Below are 14,119 nucleotides of genomic sequence, written 5' to 3' on the forward strand. Positions count from 1 at the left end.
ATCATGGCAAAACATTCGGTACAGCGCAAAAGAAAGAAAAGGGGCAATGGCTTTTCCTTTGGCAGCGCATTGGTTCTGGTTCTCTGTTTTATTGGTGTCAGTTTTGGGCTGTATCTGTGGCAGGCGGCTTTCTCCATTGGACAGCCAACACCGACCGTGGACGATGATGATTTTCGTCCGACCATCGGTGAGCCGCCGTACCGTATTGTGATCGATGCAGGACATGGCGGCTCAGATCCGGGTGCAAGGGGAGTGGTGCAGGAAAGCGAGATGACCGCTACCACAGCGGAGGCTTTGAGCGCCTGGCTGGAGCGTGACCCCAATTATATCCCACTGACCACCCGGGAAAGTTACGACAGCACCGCAAAACCTGCTGAACGCGCCGCTGCCGCCAATGCACAGGATCCGGATCTGTTGCTGTCTGTCCACGGCAATTCAGCACCCGAAGGCTCCAGCGCAGCCGGGTTTGAATGTTATCCGGCTGTTCCAGGACGAGCATACCATCAGGAGAGCTATTATTTTGCAAAGCAGCTTGCCGGGGCTATGCAGGCGGCAGGGGCCAGCCTGCGGGGACGCGGTGGAATCCGATACATTTATTACCAAGGGGAAGTAAAACAGCTGGTGGAGAGCAGCCACAAGGAAGTGCGGGTAGAGCGCAGCTTTACGATTCTGGAAGATGTAAATTGTCCAGCAGTGCTGGCGGAGCAGTGTTTTGTGACCAGCGATACCGATGTAGCCCAGTTCGGCAGTGAGGATGGATGCAAGCGGACTGCGCGTGCATACTATGAAGCGATCTGCGCATACTTTGAAACCACACCATTGCCGGAAGAGTGATGGGTACATATTTTCTATAACAACAGTTGATCGGTCAGACCCTCTGAGATCTCAGAACCCGCAGCGGGAAGAGAGAGGAGGGTCTGATTTTTTGATTATTGTCTTTTCGTATAATGCAGGTTATGCGAAACATAGGGGAGTGAAAAAGCCCTCTTTTCCAGTTTTGGGCGTTTTTAAGGCCGCCTCGGCTCAATCTGAGCTCTGGCGGCCTGTTTTACAATAACTGTGTATTTTGCGTTTTTTACACACGTTTTTCCTGTTATTGATCTGTTACAGCATCCGGTTCATTACAACGACCGTATAGTCCTGCGAGTGATTTCTCAATCCAGTATCTGTGAACTGATTCTTTTTCCAGAACGATTCACTTTGCTTGTTGCCATCCACGTAACCCAACCGGATATACTCGTAGCCCAGACTGTGCAGATACGTACACAGCTCTGTGATGATCCTGCTCCCAATGCCATGTCCCTGTACAGAACGCTCCATCATAAAGAATCCGATGAAGCAGCTTCGTTCCGTTGGATAATGGTCAATAAAGTCCATCACAGCCACAAGCTGCTCGGCACCATCAAAAAATCCGAGATAATACTTATCCTGAGGTTCGTCCATTTTGCGCTGCGGCAAGGCACACATATCATCCAGAATGCTTTCCGCAGTTACAAATGGCGGACAATGTTCATAAAACTGTGTGTTTTTCTCACAAAGTCTTAAAATCAACGGAATATCGCGTTCTATCAACATCCGCACATGATAGCTCTTAGAGAAGTTGATATAGTTCATACAGTTTCCTTATCCCCAGGCATAGAAGAGATATCCACCCGGATGCCATCATTGGCAGCACCCTCAAAAGCTTCCATCGGGCCTGCAGCGTCTTCAACATCCATCGAATCGGCGTTATTTTCCCCTCTGTTCTCCCCTGCTGCCCGTTTTGTTGTATCCAAGCGTGCTTTTTCAGGTGTAACTGTACCCAGCGGGTTCTGCTCAATGGCAGCACGCACCTGAAATTCCTGCAGATGCGTATAAATTTGCGTTGTGCCCACACTGCTGTGACCCAGCAGCTGCTTAAGGGTCAGAATATCCACATTGCCGGTCTGATACATCAGCGTTGCCGCAGTGTGACGCAGCTTATGGGTGGAAAAGCCCTTGAGCCCGGCTGCTTTCATGGCACCGGTGACGAGCTGCTCCACCCTGCGGTTGGAAATGCGCTCCTTCCGGCGGCGCGTCACAAACACAGCCTTTTCCTTTGGATTCAGGCCCTCCATCGTGTTGCGTTTGGCCAGGTAGAGCTGCAGGGCTTCGACGCAGGCCTCATTCAGATAGACCATCCGTTCCTTGTGACCCTTACCAAAGAGCCTGATCTGCCGCTGTTCCAGGTCGATATCGCCCAGATCCATGCCCACCAACTCAGAAAGTCGCATTCCACAGTTCAGGAACAGAACCACCATGCAGTAATCCCGCTCCGGAAAATCGCTCTGATATTGCGTGCTCTCCAGCAGATCCATGGACTGTTCCGTTGTCAGATATTTGGGCAGGACTTTATCCTGCTTGGGCGGCTTGATGGAGGCAGTCGGGTTCTCTGTCAGCTTATTGACCTGATTGACCAAGTAATCATAAAAGCCGTGCAGGCTGGCCAGCCGCCGGGCGGTCGAGGATTTCTTGTTGCCGCATTCGCGGTTCAGAAAATAGAGATATTCATAGATGTCCTCTTTACTCACACTGCCCCAGAAGGCTGTATCCAGACCCTTGGGGTCAGTATCCTTGATCTCCGTATCTGCCGGAACCAGCCCGCGGCGGCGTTTCATAAAACGGGAAAAACCGCGCAGATCGCAGTAATAACTGAAGGCCGTGTTGGCGCTTTTGCCCGCGATCACCTCCAGGTACCGCACATATTCCACAATATCCGGCGAAGCATCATCAAACGGCGGATGCTTGCCCGGATTTTTTTCATCAAGATAGATTGACATAGTTTCTCCGTAAATTCGTTACAACCGGTCTGATTTCAATGCATGGATCGCATCCGAGATATAAGCCGCACCTATCAGCTTCATGCCCGGATAATCTGCCGGATTCAGGTGGGCAAGGCTATGTTTTGGCACCACAGCCCGCTCAAAGCCGATGCGCTCGGCTTCCCGCAGGCGTTGTTCAAGGTTGGGCACACTGCGCACCTCACCGCCCAGACCCACTTCTCCAATGGCAATGAGCTTATCGCTCACGGGGCAGTCCAGCAGAGACGACACCATACACAGGCAGACCGCCAGATCGCAGGCAGTATCCCGCAGGGCAATGCCGCCCACTATGTTGATATAGACATCCAGATTGCCAAAGAAATACCCTGCCCGCTTTTCCAGAACGGCAATGAGCAGATTCATGCGGTTATAATCATAGCCGCTGCAGGCACGGCGCGGTGCCGGGAAATTCGTTTTGGTGGCAAGGGCCTGAATCTCGCTTAGAATGGGGCGGCTGCCCTCCATCGTACAGGCGACGCAGTTGCCGGAAACCCCCAGCGGACGGCCTTCCAAAAGCATCTGGGAAGGGTTTTCGATCTCCTCCAGCCCCTGCCCTGTCATATCAAACATGCCCAGTTCATTGGTGGAGCCATAGCGGTTCTTGGCAGCCCGCAGAATGCGATAAGGCAGCATTTTGTCGCCCTCAAAGTAGAGCACAGTATCCACGATGTGCTCCATGACCTTGGGGCCTGCAATGGCTCCGTCTTTGTTGACATGGCCCACAATGAACATGGGAATCTCCTGCTTTTTGGCTACCGCCAGCAGACGGGCGGCGCTCTCCTTGACCTGACTGACCGTACCGGCCGAGGAAGAAAGATCCATACAGCGCATCGTCTGGATAGAGTCGATGACTACAAGCTCCGGCTTTTCCTTTTCGATCAGGCCGCAGATCTCGTCCACATCGTTCTCCGCAGCAAGATAGATGTTCTCCTGCGGCACTTTCAACCGTGCAGCACGCAGTTTGACCTGACGGACAGATTCCTCACCCGTGATATACAGAACAGAATGCTGGTTGGAGATGGCACCGCAGAGCTGCAAAAGCATCGTAGATTTGCCAACACCCGGTTCTCCGCTGAGCAAAACCACGCCGCCCAGCACAATGCCGCCGCCCAGCACCCGGTCAAGCTCCGATATGCCGGTCAGGATGCGGCTTTTCTCTTCCGTAGTGCTGATATCGGCCAACCGCCGGGCTGTCAGCGAAGTAACACCCTCCTGCCGGGCAGGTGCTGCCGCTTTGCCGCTGGAAGGCCCCGCCTTGGGAGCTTCCGCAACAACATCCTCATTCATGGTATTCCAGCTGCCGCAGCTGGGGCAGCGGCCCATCCAGCGCGGGCTGGTTTCACCGCAGTTGGAGCAGACGTAAACAGTTTTGAGCTTTGGTTCCTTCATGGTGCACTCCCTGCAAAAACGCCGCTGGAAAAGCGGCGCTCAATTTCATTGTTCTGTTTTAGTTTACCACATTCTGTTGTCTGCCGCAACTGCTCCCTTACTTTACCTCAACAACGGTGATATTTTGGGCTGTCACACTGCTTTTGCTCAACACAATGTCACGGATCTGCGCTACCTGTGCGGCCGTTAAGGCATCGCCCGAGGTCATAACAGTCAGATCGGCCCGACCTGACTGCAGAAAGCAGAGACAATCCGCAAATCCCTTGGCCTTGACCAGTGTCTCGATCTCGTTTTCTGCGTTGAGATCCGCAAGGTTTCCAGTCAGCTGGCTGGTGTACTCCTTCTTTTCTTCCGTGGAGAGAGAAGCGGATTTCAGCGCTTTCTGAATGCTGTCCATGGCTTCATCGTGGGCTTTGGTCCGCTTGAGCCGCGCTTCTTCAAAGAACTTGGAGCCGCTGTTGTTTGCAACGCTCACAAGCTGAGCTTCGCCATAATTCTTGTTGGCACTGGAAACCGCCTCGGCTTCGGTCATCAGTTCATCCGTAACGGGAACGGTCTCCTGACTGACGGCAGAAACGTTGACTGCATCCTCTTCCAGCGTCACGCCGGTGCGGGCATACTGCCAGTTCAGATAAACGGCAATGACCAGTGCCGCTGCCAGAGTAATGGCTGTTGCCTTGCGGGTATTCTTCGAGATAGCTCTCATAGCTGTTTCCTCCTTATATTACATGGTGCGTTATCCTTTGCGCTGTTCTACACAAATTCGATTGGCCGAAAGATCCAGCAGTGCCCGGACAAGCTCTGTGATGCGGGCGGCGACCCGGACATCTCCCCCACCATCACAAACAACAGCCACACCGCAGACGGCAGGCAGATAGGTCGTCTCTTCCAGGGCGGAGCCATCCTCCAACAGAACATGGGTCTCCTGGTTCTGCATCTGGCCGGACTGCGTATCCACAGCATAGATCGTTTCTTCCCCACTTTCCAGTGTCACCATCACAACGGTCTTTCCTGCCCCATCGAGCTGTTCGATCAGCTCTGTCAGCTGTGTTTCCAATTGCTCCCGGTAAGCAGTTTCTGAAACAGCAGAAGAACTGCCTGCATTTGCTGCGGTTTTTGCGGGGGTCGAGAATAATTCTGAGAATAAGATCAGCAGCATTGCCACCACACCCAGAATGATCGCGAGCTGGGTGCGGTTTTGCTTCTGGAGCAAACCGGCAAAGAGGCTCTGTTCCCTGCTCTTCATCCGGAAAGGTTCCCCTCCTTTGCTTCCTGTCCGCTGCTGCGGGCATCCAGTTCAGCCCGAATAGCATCTTCCAGCGTGCCCATGGATGTGGGCGAAAGATCCGGCACAGAAAAGGACTGAACTTCTGTCCGAAGCTGAGGGATGACCTGTAAAAGCACCACTAAAATATATAGTCCAGCCACGGCTTTTATGCACCGCCGGGCCCAGCTGTTTCCTGTGAGCCGGGCCAGCAGCTCTGCGCAGATACAGGCAGTGCAAAAGACCACAGCAGCGCTTTTCAATGTCTGCATCAAACGCCTCCCAGCATAAAAAGAAGTGCGGTTCCTGTTACGGCCAGCCCGAAAAAGAGTGCGATACAGGCCATCATACACCGGACAGCGGAAGCAAAACAGGTAAGCAGTGCCTGTCCACGGTTGTTTCCGGTCAGGCTGCACAGCGTCCCGCAGAGAACGATACATCCCAGATGTGCAAGCATCCCGAGATACAGTGGCAGAAACTCAGCCAATAAAATCAGGATAGCGGCCATTCCAAGGCCGCTTTTGAGCAATTGGATGCCTGCCAGAACAGCCTCGGAAGCATCGCTCAAACTCTGCCCCACAATGGGAATGGTGCCGGTGAGAAACTGTCCTGTGCGCAGCGCCGTTCGGTCGAGCTGTGCAGCAGAGATGCGCTGGAATCCCAACAGTGCAGCCAGCAGCTTTCCAGTAAGGGAAAGTCCCTTTTGCAGCAGTGTCCCTGTCGCTTTGCACAGGTTTCCCAGGCAGCTCTGTTCCGTAATACAGCAAGCCATGCTCAATGCAAGGAAGCATTCCAGAATGGGCGGTACAAAGGCCGTCAGGGCCTGTGCCAGCAGACAAAGCAATGTCAGAAAAAAGCCGCTTGCGGCGGCCCCGGCACTTGTCTCACCGCCCATGATCAGAACACCGGCATAGACAGGAAGAAAACCGGAGAGAAAGCGGTTCCAGCTTTCGATCTGCGCGCACAGCTGCCGGGCAATTTCAAGCAATGGTTCCCACAGGAGGATCCCGCACCCACCGGCGCAGACAAGATCACACCAGCTGTGATCACCTTCCTCCCCCAGAAACAGACTGACTATGGCAGACAGGAGCAGAAACAACAGCAGTGCGGCATAACCGCGGATGCTTTCCCGCAGTGTCTGGAACAGAGACGAAGTGCAAAAACTTTGCAGAACGCTCCACGGGTCTTCTGCTACCTGCAAAGCATCCACAGGGCTTTGGTCAAGATAAGGCTGCCAAAGCTCTGCTCCCGGCAGCTGTGTGTGCAAACCGGCACTCTCTGCCGCAAAAGCTGTCGGGGCGCACAGGCAAAGGCTTGTTCCCACCAGCAGAAAAGCCCACCACTTCCAGTTCTTCATCTTGCAATGCTCCCAATCGTCTGCAGGATTTCTTCCAGCAAGGGCCACGCCGCTGCCAGTACAAGACACCGACCTGCCAGCCCAACACACCACCCTAAAGATTCTGCCCCGGCTTCCTCACACAGGGTGCGGGTATAATCTGTCAGCAAAACGATAGCCGCACTCCGTACAAGGCAGGAAAAAGCCCCGCTGTCAGCTTGTCCAGCCAGGCGTGCTATGCCGGAAAGTACTGTCCGGATGCTTGTCCCTGCCCGTACCAGCAGCACCAGCGCTGCCCCAAGGGAGAGCAGGAGTGCATAGGCGGGGGCCTGCTTTTCCAGAACTGCATAGAGCAGTGCCGCGAGCAGCGCAATGCCGAACACAGCCACGGCTGCACTCATAGTGCAAACAGCGACTTGATGGTAACGAACAGCACACTGATCTGTTTGACCAGGATGGACAGCACGACCACCAGACCTGCCAATGTCGTCATCATTGCCTGATCCTCCCGCCCGGAGCGGATCAGCAGTTGGTTCAGCACAGCAACAATGATGCCAATGGCCGCAATTTTGAAGATAAGGTCAATCTCCATCCGCGTCCTCTCCTTTTGAGCTGATTCATCCCAGCAGAATGGCAGCTGCAAGCCCGGCGGCCAGGCCCAGCTTGTGCGAAAGCATCGACTGTGTCCGGGCCACAGCTTCACTTTCCTGCAAAGCGGCCTGAAACTGTGCCTGATACAATTCAAGCCGTCTGCACTCCTGTTCCGCTTCCAACCGCCCCAGGCCTGAAAAACATTCTGAGAAGCGGGTGCGTTCTTCTAAGGTCAGGGAGGGAAAGGGCTCCAGCGTTTGTAACGAAACCGTTTCTGGTGGAAGCTGCCCATCCTGTATCAACTTCCGGCAGAGAAGATTCAGGTCACTGCGGCGGAAGCTGATTTCCTGATGCAGCGTTTCCAGCAGATCCAGCGTTTTGTGCAGGGCTTCCAGATGCGCCTGCGCCTGCTGATGAAAGCTGTCGCCTGCGCACCAGCCGCAGACGACAAAACAGCAGACACTCAACCAGCGCAGAGGGCTCATAGAAACCGCACCTCCCCGATGCAGCCGGGTGCTTGTCTGCCGGTCAGCCAGACGAGCACCCGCACCGCGCCGCGCTCCATCAGATATTTTACCTGTGGGCGCATGGTCGCCTCTTCGGGTGTGGCAGCATGAAGGGTGGCGATAAAATCCACCCCGCTGAACAGGCCCTGCTCCAGCGCTGTGACCTCATCCAGACCTCCCAGCTCATCCAGCAGGATCACCTGTGGCGAAAGGGTGCGCAATGCCATCTGCACTGCTTGTCCCTTGGGGAGCCCGGCAAGAACATCCAGCGCCTCGCCGTGTGCATTCCCGGCAAAGAGCTCCCGCCGTTCATCAATGACCGAAAGGATTTTCTGTTGCCGGACGAGCTCCCGGGCAATACTGCGCAGCAATGTGGTCTTGCCGCTGCCCGGCTCTCCAACAAGAAGCATCCCGATGAAATGCCCTTGCAGCGCGGTGGTCAGTTCCGGGGGAAGCGGAACGGTCTTTTCCCGGGCAATGCGCAGGTTGACAGAGGTAAGCTCCTGCAGAACCGTGCCCTGTTCCGGGTTTTGCAAAAAACGCCCGCCAAGCCCTGCCCGACAGCCATTTTCCAGTGTAACATAGCCCTGTGCGATCTCTGTCTGATGGGTATGGACTGAACCGCCGCAGAGGGTGAACAGGATCTCTTCTATCTGCAACGGGGTCAGTTGCATCGTTTGCAGTGCGTTCAGTTCAGGTGCCAGCTGTGTCGGTGTGCAGCTGCATCCTCGTACCGTAAACTGTGGAGCACAGCCCAGCCGGAGCCGCAGCTCATGTACAGTCTCTGCGTCTTCTGATGGGAGCTGCCCCAGCGGCCTTGCCAGCCATTGGGGCAGCGTCTGCACCACCTGATAATACTCGTCCATCTTCTGTTCTCCTTCCGTGTCCTTTGCCATCAATGTATGCACCGGCCCGAAAGTTAGAACCCGCAGGGCGCAGAAAAGCCCGCACAGCATCCAAACTGTACGGGCTTTTTAGAACAGGTTTTCTGATTATTGCAGGGACTTATCCTCTGCGATCATAGCAAGGAACTCTGCTTCGGTCAGCACAGGCACACCAAGTGCCTGTGCTTTGGTCAGCTTGGAACCTGCGGCGGCACCAGCCACCACATAAGCTGTTTTTTTGGAAACAGAACCGCTTGCTTTTCCGCCATTCTTTACAATAAGTGCCTCGGCTTCGCTGCGGGAGAGTGTTTCCAGCGTTCCGGTCACAACCAGCGTTTTCCCGGCGAGCTTATCGCCCTTGGGCTCCCCCTTCCATTGCATGTTCACACCGGCATCGGCCAGACGGTGCACCAGATCGGTAGTGCCATCCTTGGCAAAGAATTCAGTCACGCTCTGGGCCATCACGCCGCCAAAACCATCAATCTCGCCGATTTGCTCCTCGGTTGCTTCCCGGATGGCCTGCAGAGAACCAAAATGCTCTGCCAGCAATGCGGCGGCTTTATCGCCGATGTTGCGGATTCCAAACGCAAACATCAGCTTATCCAGATTGTTCTGCTTGGAAGCTTCGATCGCCTGCAGCAGATTGTTCGCACTCTTTTCCTTGAACTTTTCCAGTGTGAGCAGCTGCTCTATTGTCAGGTCATAGAGATCTGCCGCAGAGTGTACCAGCCCCTTATCCACCAGCTGCGTGGCGACCATAGTGCCCAGACCGTCAATGTCCATGGCATCCCGGGATGCGAAGTGGATGATATTGCGGAGTGCCTGCGCAGGGCATTCCGGGTTGACACAGCGCAATGCAGCTTCATCTTCCAGGTGCACTGCCGGGGCACCGCAGGAAGGGCAAAATTCCGGCATCTGGTAAGGCTGAGCATCCGGTTCGTGGCGGGTCACACCGATGACCTCCGGGATGATATCACCTGCCTTGCGCACCTGAATGGTATCTCCGATACACAGGCCCAGTTGACGGATAAAATCTTCATTGTGAAGGGTGGCACGGGAAACCGTGGTACCTGCCAGAAACACCGGGTCAAAGCAGGCGGTGGGAGTCAGAACGCCGGTGCGTCCCACGCCGACTTCGATACTGCGCAATGTAGTCTCCTTGACCTCGGGCGGATACTTGAACGCAATGGCCCAGCGCGGGAATTTGTTGGTGGATCCCAGCAGTTCCCGCTGTGCAAAGTTGTTCACCTTGATCACAGCACCGTCCATATCAAAATCCAGTGCTGCACGGTTCTGGCCGATCTGCTCGATCTCTGCAATGGCATCCTCGATATCGTGCACGATATGATAACGCGGGGAGACTGGCAGGCCCAGACTCTTGAGGTAGTCGAGGCTTTCGGCATGGCTGGTCAGTTCCTTGCCCCGCACCTGCTGAACGTTGAATACGAAGATGGACAACCCCCGGCTGCCGGTGATCTTGGAATCTTTCTGGCGCAAAGAGCCTGCGGCAGCATTGCGCGGATTTTTGAATGGTGCCGCACCCTGTAATTCCTGTTCCGCACAAAGGTGCTGGAAGGCATCGTGCGGCATGTAGACCTCGCCGCGCACTTCCAGATATTCCGGGGCATTTTTCAAAGTCTTTGGAATGCGCTTGATGGCCTTGACATTGGCTGTCACATCTTCACCCACCACGCCGTCGCCGCGGGTGGAAGCACGCACTAGCACACCGTTTTCATATTCCAGGCTGCAGGAAAGGCCGTCGATCTTGATCTCGACGACATATTCCGGCTCGATTCCGGCTTCCCGCACCCGGCGGTCAAAATCACGCAGTTCATCGAAGGAAAACGCATCCAGCAGGCTCTCCATCTTCACAGCATGCGTCACCTTGGCAAAGCGCCCGCTGGGGGTGCCGCCCACTTTCTGGGTCGGGGAATTCGCAGTGACCAGCTGCGGGAATTCTGCCTCCAGTGCTTTCAGCTCCCGGGTCAAAGCGTCATATTCAAAATCCTCCAGCTCCGGGGCATCCTGATCATAGTATAAACGGTTGTTCCTTTCAATGATCACGCGCAGCTCTTCCGCGCGTTTGCGTGCCTGTTCCAGTTCCACGTTCGTTTACTCTCCTTTTCCCAATACCAATACGGTAATTATACCATATTTCAAAAGCAAAATACAGCCAAAAGTGCTTCCGGTGACTCGGGAGTGAACGTGCCGAATCCTAACAAGACAGTCGCTTTATTTTGCCCAGGTGGGTTCCTCCGTGCCATCATAATCGAACAGGCCGTCATTTTTCTCTTCCATGGCCTTGATCATGTGGTAGGTGTATTCGTTATACGGCGTGGGAATCCCAAGCTCCTTTCCCATCCGCATCAGCGCTCCCGAGAACATATCGATCTCTGTATGCCGTCCGGCATCCAGATCCTGCAGAGTGGAATAACGGGCCGTGGCAGGAACAGCGCATCCGTGGCTGACGGCATCTGCAATGCGCAGATCAATGCCCCGTGCAGTTGCAATGGCTTCCAGTTCCCGGCGCAGGCCATCGCTGATGGCTTTCATGTGGACGCTGTCCCGGTAACAGCCCACACCGGCTCCCAGAATCGCCTGCGGCAGATTATTGCAGACGTTCAGCCGGAACTTGCTCCACATCTCTTCCTGAATGTGCTCCGTAACCCGGAAGTTGACCCCGGAATCCGTGAACAGTTCCCGCACTGCCTTGACACGTTCACTCTCAAATGGTGCAAATCGCTCGCCATAGATCACGCCAAGTGTTGCATCCGGGTCAAAATGGTAACCGTCCGCTTCCTTGTGAGATGCAACCTTAATGAAGGAATACAGCAGATGCTCTGCACCCACCTGTGCGGCGATCAGCTCTTCGCTGTCCACACCGTTCATCAGACTCATCACAACGGTATTGCTGCCGACAGCGGTCTTGATGCTTTCCAGAGCTCCGGGCAGTGAGCCATATTTCAGTGCAACAACCAACAGGTCTACGCCCTGCGCTTCCTGCGGGGTCCAGACCTCCGGGCGGTAAACTGCTCCATTGATGGCGCATCCGCTTTCTTTCAGCCGCCGGGCACGGTCGCCTTCCGCAATCACACCCAGACGGATATTATCCTTTTTAGAAAAAAGCCCCCAGATGATGTAAGAGCCCACCGCTCCAGCGCCCAAAATGGCAACAGATTGTATTTTCATGTTAGATTCTCCCTCTTTGATTTGTCCGATTCTATTGTAGCACGAATTCGATTTGCTGGGAAGAGAAATGAAAATGCGAAGCCACTTTTGCACATAGATTTTACAGCAACCTGATTGCAAAGGATTCAAAAGTATCCTACAATAATAAATACATTATTTTGCAAGGAGAGGGTATAAGGCCATGACATATAAAGAAATCAGACACAATGAAGAAGTCAATGAACTGCTGAAAAAAGGGAACCAGAATCTGGGCTTGTTGGGGTATACCGATCACTCTCAGGCCCATTGTACCCGGGTAGCAGAAACTGCAGCACACATCCTGAAAAAATTCGGCTACACGGAGCACGATATTGAGCTTGCCAGGATCGCAGGCTACATGCACGACATCGGCAACGCCATCAACCGTAACCGGCACGCCGAATACGGTGGGCTTCTGGCCAATGAGATCCTCAAACAGTACGATTTAAGCATCCCGGACCGCATCACGATCGTGTCGGCAATTTCCAACCATGACGAATCCACCGGCGGAGCCGTAGATCCAATTTCAGCGGCGCTCATCATCGGTGATAAGACCGATGTGCGCCGTAGCCGTGTGCGCGAAAAGCCGAAAGCAGCCTTCGACATTCATGACCGCGTCAATTATGCGGTAACAGATCAGACATTGAAGATCAACACCGAGAAAAAAGTCATTTCGCTGAACCTGCAGATTGATACCGATATTTGCAGCATGTACGAATACTTCGAGATTTTTCTGCAGCGGATGCTGATGTGCCGCGGGGCAGCGGATATGCTGGGCGCAACCTTCAAATTGACCGCAAACGGTGCCAAAGTGCTTTAAAGCAGAACAAAAAGCCCCCGGAGAACTTTTTGCGGTTCTCCGAGGGCTGATTTTACGCGTTATAGAACGTAGATGCGTCTGTTATTTTTAAATAGAAATGGTGTTGCACACATCAATGAGCACGGGGTCCAGCGTCTTGGTCATCTCCAACGCCTCATCCACAGGGTAATCCACAAGGTGCTCACCCTTCATACCGACGATGCGGTTGTACTTACCCTGCTCCAGCAGGCAGACAGCGTGATAGCCCATTGCGGAAGCATTCACGCGGTCACGCAGAGTGGGAGAGCCACCGCGCTGGACATGGCCCAGAATGGTGGCGCGGGTATCGATGCCGGTGCGGGCCTGGATCTCGTTGGCGATCTCCTGAGAGTGGCCAATGCCCTCGGCAACGATAACAATGAAGTGGCGCTTACCGGTGCGCTGCGTCTCGGTAATCTTATCCAGAATGTCGTGCTGCATATCGAATTCCTTTTCGGGCAGCAGCACAGCCATGGCACCGGAGGCAATGGCAACGTTCAGAGCGATGTAACCCGCATTGCGGCCCATGACCTCGACCACGCTGCAGCGGTCATGGCTCTGGGTGGTATCGCGCAGCTTGTCGATCATTTCCAGGGCGGTGTTCATTGCAGTATCGTAGCCAATGGTGTAATCGGTGCAGGCGATATCATTATCGATGGTACCGGGCAGACCGATCATCGGAATGCCGCGGTGTGCCAGCTCACGGGCACCACGGTAGGAGCCGTCGCCGCCGATGACCACCAGCGCGTCAATGCCCAGCTCACGGCACTTTGCAGCGCCCTTGTCCTGACCTTCCTTGGTCTTGAACTCCAGGCAGCGGGCCGTATACAGGATGGTGCCACCGGCAGAGATGATATTGGAAACGCTGCGCAGGTTCATTTCAAAGCACTCGCCGTCCAGCAGACCATTGTAGCCGCGCTGAATGCCGATCATACGGAAGCCCTTGTGCAGGCCTGCACGGACAACGGCGCGAACTGCAGCATTCATACCCGGAGCGTCGCCGCCGCTGGTCAGCACACCAATCGTTTTGATTTGCTTTTCCATGGAAAGATTCCCTCCAATTGTTTCGTCATTTACCTATGGAGCACTTACCCTCTCTCTTTGGGCACCAGCTCCATCGCCTTGCTCAGATCATAACTTGCCTTTAGACATTATAACACAGTTCCCGCTTGAATCCAATACCTTTTTGGCACTTCGTTAAAAGTTTATTAAAATTCACAGGCGTACGTCTTGGTGTTGTTTTTGGCACGCGTGCACCTGGTTT

Annotated in this window: 16 protein-coding genes; 2 read left to right on the plus strand and 14 right to left on the minus strand. The window is 54.3% G+C overall.

Annotated features, from left to right (window positions below):
- Window positions 1-3 precede the first annotated feature (3 nt).
- Window positions 4-834, plus strand: a complete 831-nt coding sequence (locus P0G09_RS03225) for an N-acetylmuramoyl-L-alanine amidase (protein WP_275251904.1) — start codon at window positions 4-6, stop codon at window positions 832-834.
- A 270-nt stretch (window positions 835-1,104) separates the two neighbouring features.
- Here P0G09_RS03225 and P0G09_RS03230 read toward each other — a convergent pair whose 3' ends face one another.
- The 13 genes from P0G09_RS03230 to P0G09_RS03290 form a co-directional block, all read right to left on the minus strand.
- Window positions 1,105-1,614, minus strand: coding sequence for a GNAT family N-acetyltransferase (locus P0G09_RS03230; RefSeq protein ID WP_275251905.1), 510 nt, complete (start codon window positions 1,612-1,614; stop codon window positions 1,105-1,107).
- Complete coding sequence (locus P0G09_RS03235) at window positions 1,611-2,798, minus strand: tyrosine-type recombinase/integrase (protein WP_275251906.1); 1,188 nt, start codon at window positions 2,796-2,798, stop codon at window positions 1,611-1,613. The genes P0G09_RS03230 and P0G09_RS03235 overlap by 4 nt, the downstream gene beginning before the upstream one ends.
- A gap of 18 nt (window positions 2,799-2,816) precedes the next feature.
- Window positions 2,817-4,229, minus strand: coding sequence for a DNA repair protein RadA (radA, locus tag P0G09_RS03240; RefSeq protein ID WP_275251907.1), 1,413 nt, complete (start codon window positions 4,227-4,229; stop codon window positions 2,817-2,819).
- Between the two features lie 97 nt (window positions 4,230-4,326).
- Complete coding sequence (locus P0G09_RS03245) at window positions 4,327-4,935, minus strand: SpoIIIAH-like family protein (RefSeq protein WP_005934277.1); 609 nt, start codon at window positions 4,933-4,935, stop codon at window positions 4,327-4,329.
- A 30-nt stretch (window positions 4,936-4,965) separates the two neighbouring features.
- Window positions 4,966-5,475: a stage III sporulation protein AG gene (locus P0G09_RS03250; protein WP_275251908.1), complete on the minus strand. Its 510-nt coding sequence runs from the start codon at window positions 5,473-5,475 to the stop codon at window positions 4,966-4,968.
- The gene (locus P0G09_RS03255) at window positions 5,472-5,765 is read right to left on the minus strand and encodes a hypothetical protein (protein WP_156068239.1); all 294 of its coding nucleotides are present in this window, start codon (window positions 5,763-5,765) and stop codon (window positions 5,472-5,474) included. The genes P0G09_RS03250 and P0G09_RS03255 overlap by 4 nt, the downstream gene beginning before the upstream one ends.
- Window positions 5,765-6,850 (minus strand): stage III sporulation protein AE, encoded by a 1,086-nt coding sequence (locus P0G09_RS03260; RefSeq protein WP_275251909.1) that lies wholly within the window; start codon window positions 6,848-6,850, stop codon window positions 5,765-5,767. Before P0G09_RS03260 ends, P0G09_RS03255 begins: the two co-directional genes overlap by 1 nt.
- Window positions 6,847-7,230 (minus strand): SpoIIIAC/SpoIIIAD family protein, encoded by a 384-nt coding sequence (locus tag P0G09_RS03265; RefSeq protein ID WP_005934290.1) that lies wholly within the window; start codon window positions 7,228-7,230, stop codon window positions 6,847-6,849. The genes P0G09_RS03260 and P0G09_RS03265 overlap by 4 nt, the downstream gene beginning before the upstream one ends.
- Window positions 7,227-7,421: a stage III sporulation protein AC gene (gene spoIIIAC / locus P0G09_RS03270; protein WP_005934292.1), complete on the minus strand. Its 195-nt coding sequence runs from the start codon at window positions 7,419-7,421 to the stop codon at window positions 7,227-7,229. The genes P0G09_RS03265 and spoIIIAC overlap by 4 nt, the downstream gene beginning before the upstream one ends.
- Window positions 7,422-7,446: 25 nt before the next feature.
- Window positions 7,447-7,905 carry a hypothetical protein gene (locus P0G09_RS03275; protein WP_275251910.1) on the minus strand — a complete coding sequence of 153 codons (459 nt, stop codon included), beginning with the start codon at window positions 7,903-7,905 and terminating at the stop codon, window positions 7,447-7,449.
- Window positions 7,902-8,822, minus strand: coding sequence for an ATPase, T2SS/T4P/T4SS family (locus P0G09_RS03280; RefSeq protein WP_275251911.1), 921 nt, complete (start codon window positions 8,820-8,822; stop codon window positions 7,902-7,904). Before P0G09_RS03280 ends, P0G09_RS03275 begins: the two co-directional genes overlap by 4 nt.
- A gap of 96 nt (window positions 8,823-8,918) precedes the next feature.
- Window positions 8,919-10,916 carry an NAD-dependent DNA ligase LigA gene (ligA, locus tag P0G09_RS03285; protein WP_275251912.1) on the minus strand — a complete coding sequence of 666 codons (1,998 nt, stop codon included), beginning with the start codon at window positions 10,914-10,916 and terminating at the stop codon, window positions 8,919-8,921.
- Window positions 10,917-11,042: 126 nt separating this feature from the next.
- Complete coding sequence (locus P0G09_RS03290; RefSeq protein WP_275251913.1) at window positions 11,043-11,999, minus strand: 2-dehydropantoate 2-reductase; 957 nt, start codon at window positions 11,997-11,999, stop codon at window positions 11,043-11,045.
- A 181-nt stretch (window positions 12,000-12,180) separates the two neighbouring features.
- On the opposite strand from P0G09_RS03290, the gene P0G09_RS03295 reads away from it, so the two are divergent.
- Complete coding sequence (locus P0G09_RS03295; protein ID WP_275251914.1) at window positions 12,181-12,837, plus strand: HD domain-containing protein; 657 nt, start codon at window positions 12,181-12,183, stop codon at window positions 12,835-12,837.
- An 87-nt stretch (window positions 12,838-12,924) separates the two neighbouring features.
- On the opposite strand, the gene pfkA is transcribed toward P0G09_RS03295, so the two are convergent.
- Window positions 12,925-13,899: a 6-phosphofructokinase gene (pfkA, locus tag P0G09_RS03300; protein WP_097771144.1), complete on the minus strand. Its 975-nt coding sequence runs from the start codon at window positions 13,897-13,899 to the stop codon at window positions 12,925-12,927.
- Window positions 13,900-14,119 lie beyond the last annotated feature (220 nt).

It is taken from the genome of Faecalibacterium sp. DFI.5.82 (assembly GCF_029076575.1).
Classification (GTDB): Bacteria; Bacillota; Clostridia; order Oscillospirales; family Ruminococcaceae; genus Faecalibacterium; species Faecalibacterium duncaniae.